Consider the following 8267-nt stretch of genomic DNA (forward strand, 5'->3'; position numbering starts at 1 on the left):
CCTATTGGAAGCCGATACGGGGGCCCGTTCCGATGCCGATTGACATCGGACTGCCGGATCAGCCGCAGCCCCTGAAGCCAGAGGCGCAACGGCAGTTTGGTCGAGTGCAGCGGCGTCCGCATGATGACCGTGAACTGATGCCGGCAAAGGCCATTGGAGCATTGATACAGGCCGGGCCGCTTGCTCTTGCCCCGGTCGCGACCGGCGATCGAGGCTGAGCGTCGATAGCCGCATGCCGGGCAGATCCGACCGTGTGGCCAGACCAACTCCTCCATCAGGCGGCGGCACCGATCCTTGTCCGAGAACGCTTCCATCATCTCCGCGATCGTCGTGATCCGACCCAAGGTCTCCTGAACGCTTTCCAGCATCGCGACACCTCCGCTTCGCCTCAGCCAGAATCCCATAAACGCCAGCTTACATCACGCTTTCTATGCCTTTGGATGATAATTGCTGGCCAACGAGTAGAACAATCGGAGAACGGCGGTCAGGACTCGATTTGACGGCATCATCGGCGATGCAGCTGATGGTGGATCGAGGGACCCGAACAGCCTGGGGATGTCGGCGGATATCCACCTGATATATGGCGGGCGTCGGATAACGCATGGGAAGGTACTGTGCGGGGGGGGTAGGATGACCAGCCCTTGACCATACCCCCCGAGAGACGGCATGGCGGACGAAGATATGGCCGACGCAGGTCAGGCCGAGCAGCAACGGCGCAGCAACTTTCTGCGGGATTGCGGCCATTGGCTGAGCCAGCTCTGCGGCTGCATTATCCCGAGTCCGACAGAAAGCGATGTCGAGCCGGATGCCGTGAGCGCGGAGGCGCCTGAGCTTCCAGTTTCGGCGCCTCCGGCTGTCCCCGGTTCCCGTGCCACATCATCCAGCGGCAGGATCTCCGATGCCGGCCCTGCCGAGAACCCGAGTTCCTCTGACGATCCCATGGGCGTCGATGCCTCGGCCGGTCAGGACGAGTCGTTGGACCAAGTCCTGGACGCCTGGGCCACCGAAGAGGGTCAGGGCGAAGACGAGAACCGGCAAGAGGCGGCAAGACGGATCAGGGCCTGGGTGGCGGCCGGCGATGTTGACGAAGAGCTGAGTCTATCAGGCCTGAACCTCACGCGCTTGCCCGCCCGCCTCCCGGACGGGCTCCACACCCTCCACGCCCGCGGCAACCAGCTCACCAGCCTCCAGGGCGCTCCGGACGGGCTCCACACCCTCCACGCCGGCCGCAACCAGCTCACCAGCCTCCAGGGCGCTCCGGACGGGCTCCACACCCTCCACGCCAGCGGCAACCAGCTCACCAGCCTCCAGGGCGCTCCGGACGGGCTCCACACCCTCCGCGCTGGCAACAACCAGCTCACCAGCCTCCAGGGCGCTCCGGACGGGCTCCACACCCTCCACGCCGACGGCAACCAGCTCACCAGCCTCCAGGGCGCTCCGGACGGGCTCCACACCCTCCACGCCGACGGCAACCAGCTCACCAGCCTCCAGGGCGCTCCGGACGGGCTCCACACCCTCGACGCCGACGGCAACCAGCTCACCAGCCTCCAGGGTGCTCCGGACGGGCTCCAGACCCTCTACGCCGGCCGCAACCAGCTCACCAGCCTGCCTGAGGACCTGCTGCTGACGCGCCTGGGTGCTGGCGGCACCATAGACCTGGAGGGTAACCCGCTTTCCGAGCGGGTGCGGACGAACCTGGCGGCTGTGATAAATGCCCCGGGCTATGCCGGTCCCCGGGTCTACTTCTCGATGGCCGGGGGTCAGGGGACCACGGCCGTGCGTCCGCTGGGCGATGCGGCGGCGGATTGGCTCGGCGAGGATGCGGAGACGGCGGCGGCGTGGCAGGGCTTTGCCGGAGAGGAAGGGGCGCCGGAATACGCGCGCTTCCTCGACCGGCTGCGGGGCACGGTGAGCTCTGGCAACCCCGAGTTCCGGCAGGCGGTGGTCGAGGATCTCCGGCAGGCGGCGGCGCGGCCACGGCTGCGCCAGAAGTTCTTCGTCCAGGCCTTCGGCGCGACCGAGACCTGCGAGGACCGGGTCACCCTGACCTGGAACGGCATGCAGACCGCGCGCCTGATCGACGATGTCGAGGCCGGGGCCTATGACGACCGGCTGGACGAGCTCGTCCCTGAGGCCCGGCGCCTGTTCCGCCTGGACGCGCTCGACCGGATCGCCGAGGAAAAGGTCCAATCGCTGCGCTTCGTCGACGAGATCGAGGTCTATCTCGCCTATCAGGTGAAGCTGCGCGAGCGGCTCGACCTCCGGTTGGTGGCCCCGGACATGCGCTTCTTCGGCGTCTCTCACGTCACCGAGGCCGACCTCGACGCGGCCGAGATGCAGGTACGGCAGGAGGAGGGGGCAGAGTTTGCCGCCTACCTGGCGACCAAATGGCAGCCTTGGGAGACGGTGGTGAGCCGCATCGCCCCCGAGGCCCATGAGGCGATGCAGAAGCGGCTGGTCGAGTCGATGGGCGAGGACTTCCAGGCCCGGCTGGCGCAACGGCTCGGCGAGGTGGGCCTGGCCGGCGACGCCGACGCCGAGCGGCAGCTCGGGGCGCAGGTCCGTGCCGAGCTGGCCCGCGAGATCAAAGGCGGGCTGATGCGCCAGGTGCTCCGGGACAAGGGCCTCGAGAGCCTGCTTGACGCCCATCCCACCCGGCCGGAGGCTGATGCCGGTTCGCTTGAGGCGTTGGTGTCACAAAATCCTGAGGGGGCGCCCTTCCCGCGGCCGGAGGCACAACCGTCCCCCTTCTCCAACCTGCCGGCGGAAATGATCGTGGCCATCACTGAGCAGGTGGCAAACGAACCGGACCCCGTCAGGGCATTCTACGACCTCCATCATTTCCTCTCGACCAACCGCGGCATCAGAAGCGTTGCCCTGGCCGCGCCGACTCTGAGGAGGCGCTACGAAGCTCTCGTGCGTGAGACTGCCAGCCAGCGCCAGGAGAATGCGCAAGCCGACGTGGCACTCCCCACGAGTTCCTTGACGGCAGACGAGGCGATTGCCGAGCATTGCCTGACCGATGCGGTCGCGATCAGAGGCGTGCGTCGCATCGCTGCCGGCCGAGATATCGCCCACGGCAGTTGGTCGGCGCCGGACGCCATCGCTCGTCATGGTGTCACCGATCTTGACGATGACCGCGGTTTGCGCAAGGCGGGAGCCGCCCGGGACATCGACGGCGGCACCCCGGCACCGGACGCCATCGCTCGTCACGGCGCGACCGATCCGGACGATGATCGCGATCTGCGCCGATCAGGAGCAGATCGCGACATCGCGAATGGTGCGCTGGCGCCGGATGCGATCGCCCGGCATGGCGTGACCGATGACGACCAGATCATCACCCTGGGCAAAAAGGCCGCTCTACGGGACACTAAAACCGGGATGACGGCGTCGGAGGCTGTCGAGCGCAACGGCGTTGTCCGCGACGCTTCCATCGCGGACGTGCGTCGGAAGGCTGCCGAATGGGATATCGACCACGGCAAGACCGCGCCGAACGCCATCGCGTGGCATGGCGTGACCAGCACACGCGATAGGGACAAGCTCCGGCGTATGGCCGCCGAACGGGATATCGACCGCAGAACGATGGATCCCGAGAAAGCCATCAAGCGGCACAAGGTGACCCGGAAAGAAGATCTGGCCGCCTTGCGTTCGCGGCGGTAGGCTGCGGCTGCCCACCGGCGGGCGGCGGGTCGCTCGAATATGTTTATGTCGAATTGGCATTGGCCGGGACGCTTCGTATTCCACCCGTATAGCTGGGCGACGGCGGAGCGAGGTCGACATCGGGTGTTCCTCGCCGAGCAGTGTCTCGACGAGGCGATCAATGCGCTCGTCGCTTCCTTCAAGACAGCGGCGGCATCGGGCCCAGGATCAGTCGATTTTCTCTCAAGCTGGAGCTGCTTGCACCGGTCATTCATACTATCGACAGCGATAAGAAGGCCGAAATCGTCAAACAATGGATCGGAAGATGCAAAATATGGAGCACTCGATCTTCCCGACGCCATTAATGATAATCTGCTGAGTAAATATTTCTGGGACATCCTGTCAGGGATAATGCCAACTATGCCGAGAGTCCTAAAGAATGGAATCATCAAATACTGCGATGCCCCGAAGATTGTCGGGCTACTCGATTAAAACTGAATCAATATATAGTGTATTGTAGTATTTTGTTTTGAGCTTCAGATCTGATAGTCCCCGCTCTGGGCCCACACCACCGCCTTCGGGCGGTGAGGGATTCAGCCTTTGCGACCGGGGCCCGACTACGGCATCTCTCCGGGACTCGAGATGCTGATCTAGAGACGCAATCGGAAACATCCGAACTCCGAGCAGACCTTGTGCAAGATCATGAAGTTTAGCTCGGTGGCCGCCGCGCCGGGAGCCGGCACTTGGCTCTGCCGGGCGAATGTGAGCGGAGGGCGCGGATCGCGGGGTACCCTGGTTGGCAGGATTCAAGTGGTCGTCGCCCAGAAGGGACCACAGACGAGGCTGTTGCTGAGTTCCCGGGGGATGTCGGCGTGTTGCATCGACCGGGGTGTCAGGCTTTGGCGGCAGCCGCTGGCTCGTCGGCCTCGAGTTCGGAGGCTTCCGCCAGGCCTCGGTCGCCGAGGCCGCCCACATCCGCGGACCTGGCCGGGCTGAGGTCGAGAGACGCGGCTGGCTCAACCGGGTCCGCCGGCTTGGTGGCGACGCCGAAGGCGGGCCTTGCCTGCCGGTCAGGACCGAATGCGACTGCAACCCGATCCGCGTCCGGCACAATGTCCGCCGCTTTCGCATTGCCCGCTCCTTGGTCGACATTGGGGGTGATATCGACGGGGCGTGACGCGGCGGCACTCGGGCGGCGCGGGCCGTCCATGGGCCGCGCCGACGGCCGCCGCGAGCCCCTGTGGTCGCTCTGCTCCGGCTGAGCCGGGGACGGCGGAGGGGCGCGATGGGCGGCGCCGTTTCCAGGCGCCTGGCCGCTCACGTCCTGGACAGGCGGCCGCCCTGACGGCGGCGCCGGCGTGGTCTCATGTTGGTCTCCGGCTGGTGGGTGACCCTCGTCGGCCGGCTCGCTCACCAGCGCGGCGCAGCGCTCCAGGACCTCGTGTGTGAGGCCCGTCCAGATCTGGGCTTGCCGCTCGATGCCGTCCAAGACGATCGCCAGGATGGTTGCCTCGGCGACGACGATGTACCGTGGGTGGCGGGAGCGACAGGCATCCTGGAGCGATTGGACAAGCCTCTGGTTGGTCGTGAACAGCACATCCGTCTGGCGGTCGCAGGCATCGCCGTAACTTTTCTGCAGATCCGACACGGCGGCCTGAAAGCGCTTCATCCGCTTTTCGATGGCGTTGCCCGCCATCACCTCCGGCACACCCAAGCGAGCAGGCCATTCAGCCGATCCACTGGGGTCGAGGTGATGCTCTGGGTCGTCACCATGGCGGCCTCCTTCGTCCACGTCGCCTGCCTACTCAGCGGCAACACACGCACGCGCGGTCTTGCCGTCCCCCTGCGGCGAGTTCTGCCCCAGAAGCGACTGCGCCGCCTCGGACCATGCCGATGCCTCATCGCGGATGAACCGGCTGACGATCGTACCGAGCTTGCTGGCCTCGTCGAGATAGTCGCGCCGCGGCGGTCGTCCAATCCTGCTGAACCTTGATCGCGTCGGACAGGTTCGGCTGTCCGACAATCGCTTTGCGAACGTCCAGATCCTCGCGCAGCCGCTTGCTGACAAAGCCGACCAGTTCCTCCTGCCAATCCAGCCACGCCTTCGCGTGGCTCGCGCCGGCGCGGACGACAGTCTGCGCCATCGGCGTTCCCAATGACGATGGCGCGGGAAACGACACTGTGGCGCCGAATCCATAATCTTCCTTTGGCTCAAGCTTGCTCATGACTGATCTCCTGCAAGAATTTCCACATAAAAAGCAGTATCACCTCAGGCATCAGCGGCCACTGCGCAGCTGATGCATGGACATCGATTATCTGCATTTGATGTATCGATTCCAGCGTCCTGAATAGTGGATGCAAAGCCTGTAAGCGCTACCGTTTTGTCAGTCAAGGAATTATTTCACATGAGACATATGGCATCACCCCAGCGCCCAATACCGAGATCTTCTTCGGGTTGCGGCGATACTATTTTATTCAAGATGGGGTAAGTCTGTTATTTATTTGATCAAAATCCCAGATATCGGGCGACGTTGGGGTAGGCCGAGCGTCGCTGCGAAAATGGCCATTTGAACGTAAGTGCGATCCGAAGGCCGCGGTTCGAGTGGACCGATGCTTCCGATCGCGCTTACGCTCGAGTTGCGGCCCTCCAGCTACGCCGCCTTGTTTGCGGCTTCCTCAGGCTCCTCCTCGTGATCCTGTGCCACGAGGTCGGTCGTGGCATCAGCTCGGAGGGCAAGAGCCTCGAGCCTCGGCGGCGTCGGTTCAATGCCGTGCTCCTGCAAGAGCAGGCGCGCTCCGTTGATGCTCGATGTCCTGGGCGTATGGCCATCGTCTTCACCGACCCCGTCCGTGAGGACCAGGAAATCGACGATCTCCTCAGCGGTTATCTTGCCATCGGCCTGGGCTTCCTTGATGAACCTGCGCAGCTTGTTCTTCTGCGACTTCTTCCACGTCGTGCCATCACCGTCTTCGAGCACCGCCAGGAATGCGCCAAGATCGTCATCGGATGAGTTTGCCTCGGCAGGAGGTTCACCGAGTCGGAGGCTCATCTCAGTGAAGAAGGTGGCTTTGAGCACGATCGCCGTGCGCTGGGCGTCGTGGATGATCTCGTCGACATTCGGGTCCAGCCGCAACTCGCTGTCCGAGGTGATCGCCCGGGCGTAGCGCAGGAACATCGCGCGCACGTCCGTGGTGTCGGCGGGATCATCCGATTCGATCATAAGGCTTTCGAGGAACTGATCGAGATCCGGGAGGGAATTGGTCTTCGCCATGACTCTTCCATTCGTTGACGTCGAGATCGAGCGGATTGCTCAGCATCCCGCCTAATAGGAAATTCATCGGCAACCTAATGCATTCGCGGCATCATGGTATGTGGATCTGCCGTGATCTGATTACGCTCCAGCGCCTGACCGGCTCCTCTCGACAAGCTCAGTGAGACTGTCGGCTGAGGTACTGGCAATCTGCTGACGGCGGTTCAGGCGACTGTGGCGAGCTGATGGTGGGGCTGCCAGTTCCAGGGCAGCAGCTCGTGGATGTGCTTGATTGGATGGTCGGCGATGCGGGCGATGGATGATCGGATCGTCCGGGAAGCTTCGTCTGGAACCGCGTTCGGTCAGCAGGTGATGCAGGCCGATGGCCATCCCTGCACATGCGGCCGGATCCAGCATCCAGGCCGCCACTACGATGACGACACCGCGAAGGCAGTGGCGACGAAGGCGGAGACCACGCGCCGGCCGCTCCTGCCGGCATGAGCGAGGGCGTTGCGCATGAAGTGCACCCGGCAGCGCTGCCAGGTGGCGCAGAGCACTTTGGAGACCGCGGCCTTGATGCCCTCGTGGCAGTCGGAGATGACCAGCTTCACCCCGCGCAGACCGCGGCGGGCGAGCTGGCGCAGGAACCCGGCCCAGAAGGTCTCGGCCTCGGACGGGCCGATGTCCATGCCGAGCACCTCGCGGCGGCCGTCGGTGTTGACGCCGACGGCGACGATGACCGCGACCGAGACGATGCGGCCGGCCTGGCGCACCTTGACGTAGGTGGCGTCGACCCAGAGATACGGCCAGTCGCCCTCGATCGGCCGGTCAAGGAAAGCCTTCACGCGCTCGTCGATCTCCTCGCACAGCCGGCTCACTTGGCTCCGGGAGATCCCGCTCATGCCCATGGCCTTGACCAGTTCGTCGACCGAGCGGGTCGAGATGCCCTGGATGTAGGCCTCCTGGATCACCGCCGTCAGCGCCTTCTCCGCCATCCGCCGCGGCTCCAGGAAGCCTGGGAAGTACGAACCCTTGCGGAGCCTGGGGATGCGCAGCTCCACCGCGCCGGCCCGCGTCTGCCAGTCCCGCTCGCGATAGCCGTTGCGCTGCACCAGCCGCTCGGCGCTCTTCTCGCCATAGCCCGCGCCGGTCAGTCCGCTCACCTCCAGCTCCATCAGCCGCTCGGCGGCGAAGCCGATCATCTCCCGCAGCAGATCCGCGTCCGGGGTCTTCTCCACCAGCGCCCGCAGGCTCATCATCTCGTCGGTCATCGGAGATTCCTTCGGTTCCAGGTTGGTCGTCGCAACCCGACCCTACCGGGAAATCGCCGATGACCACCCCGTCCGGCCGACGAAGCCGTCACCTACACCACTCCCA

The 8267-nt window shown here is 64.6% G+C and carries 5 protein-coding genes and 1 pseudogene; 1 reads left to right on the plus strand and 5 read right to left on the minus strand.

Features of this window, described 5'->3' with window-relative positions; translation table 11 throughout:
• Nucleotides 1-368, minus strand: a 368-nt coding sequence (locus FFK22_RS39975) for a transposase (RefSeq protein WP_186002927.1), incomplete at its 3' end; no start/stop codon positions are given.
• 298 nt (nt 369-666) lie between these two features.
• Between FFK22_RS39975 and FFK22_RS39980 the strand changes: the two genes are divergently transcribed.
• Nucleotides 667-3660, plus strand: a complete 2994-nt coding sequence (locus tag FFK22_RS39980) for an NEL-type E3 ubiquitin ligase domain-containing protein (protein ID WP_221939236.1) — start codon at nt 667-669, stop codon at nt 3658-3660.
• 871 nt (nt 3661-4531) lie between these two features.
• Here FFK22_RS39980 and FFK22_RS39985 read toward each other — a convergent pair.
• From FFK22_RS39985 to FFK22_RS40000, 4 genes and pseudogenes are all read right to left on the minus strand, one after another.
• Entirely contained in the window at nt 4532-5335 is an 804-nt protein-coding gene (locus FFK22_RS39985) for a hypothetical protein (RefSeq protein ID WP_138893469.1), read from the minus strand.
• Between the two features lie 202 nt (nt 5336-5537).
• Nucleotides 5538-5864, minus strand: coding sequence for a hypothetical protein (locus FFK22_RS39990; RefSeq protein ID WP_138893468.1), 327 nt, complete (start codon nt 5862-5864; stop codon nt 5538-5540).
• A gap of 426 nt (nt 5865-6290) precedes the next feature.
• Nucleotides 6291-6911 carry a hypothetical protein gene (locus tag FFK22_RS39995; RefSeq protein WP_138893467.1) on the minus strand — a complete coding sequence of 207 codons (621 nt, stop codon included), beginning with the start codon at nt 6909-6911 and terminating at the stop codon, nt 6291-6293.
• Between the two features lie 422 nt (nt 6912-7333).
• Nucleotides 7334-8161, minus strand: a pseudogene (locus tag FFK22_RS40000) (IS256 family transposase); the annotation flags it as partial.
• Nucleotides 8162-8267 lie beyond the last annotated feature (106 nt).

This window comes from Mycobacterium sp. KBS0706 (genome assembly GCF_005938675.2).
GTDB lineage: Bacteria > Pseudomonadota > Alphaproteobacteria > DSM-16000 > Inquilinaceae > Inquilinus.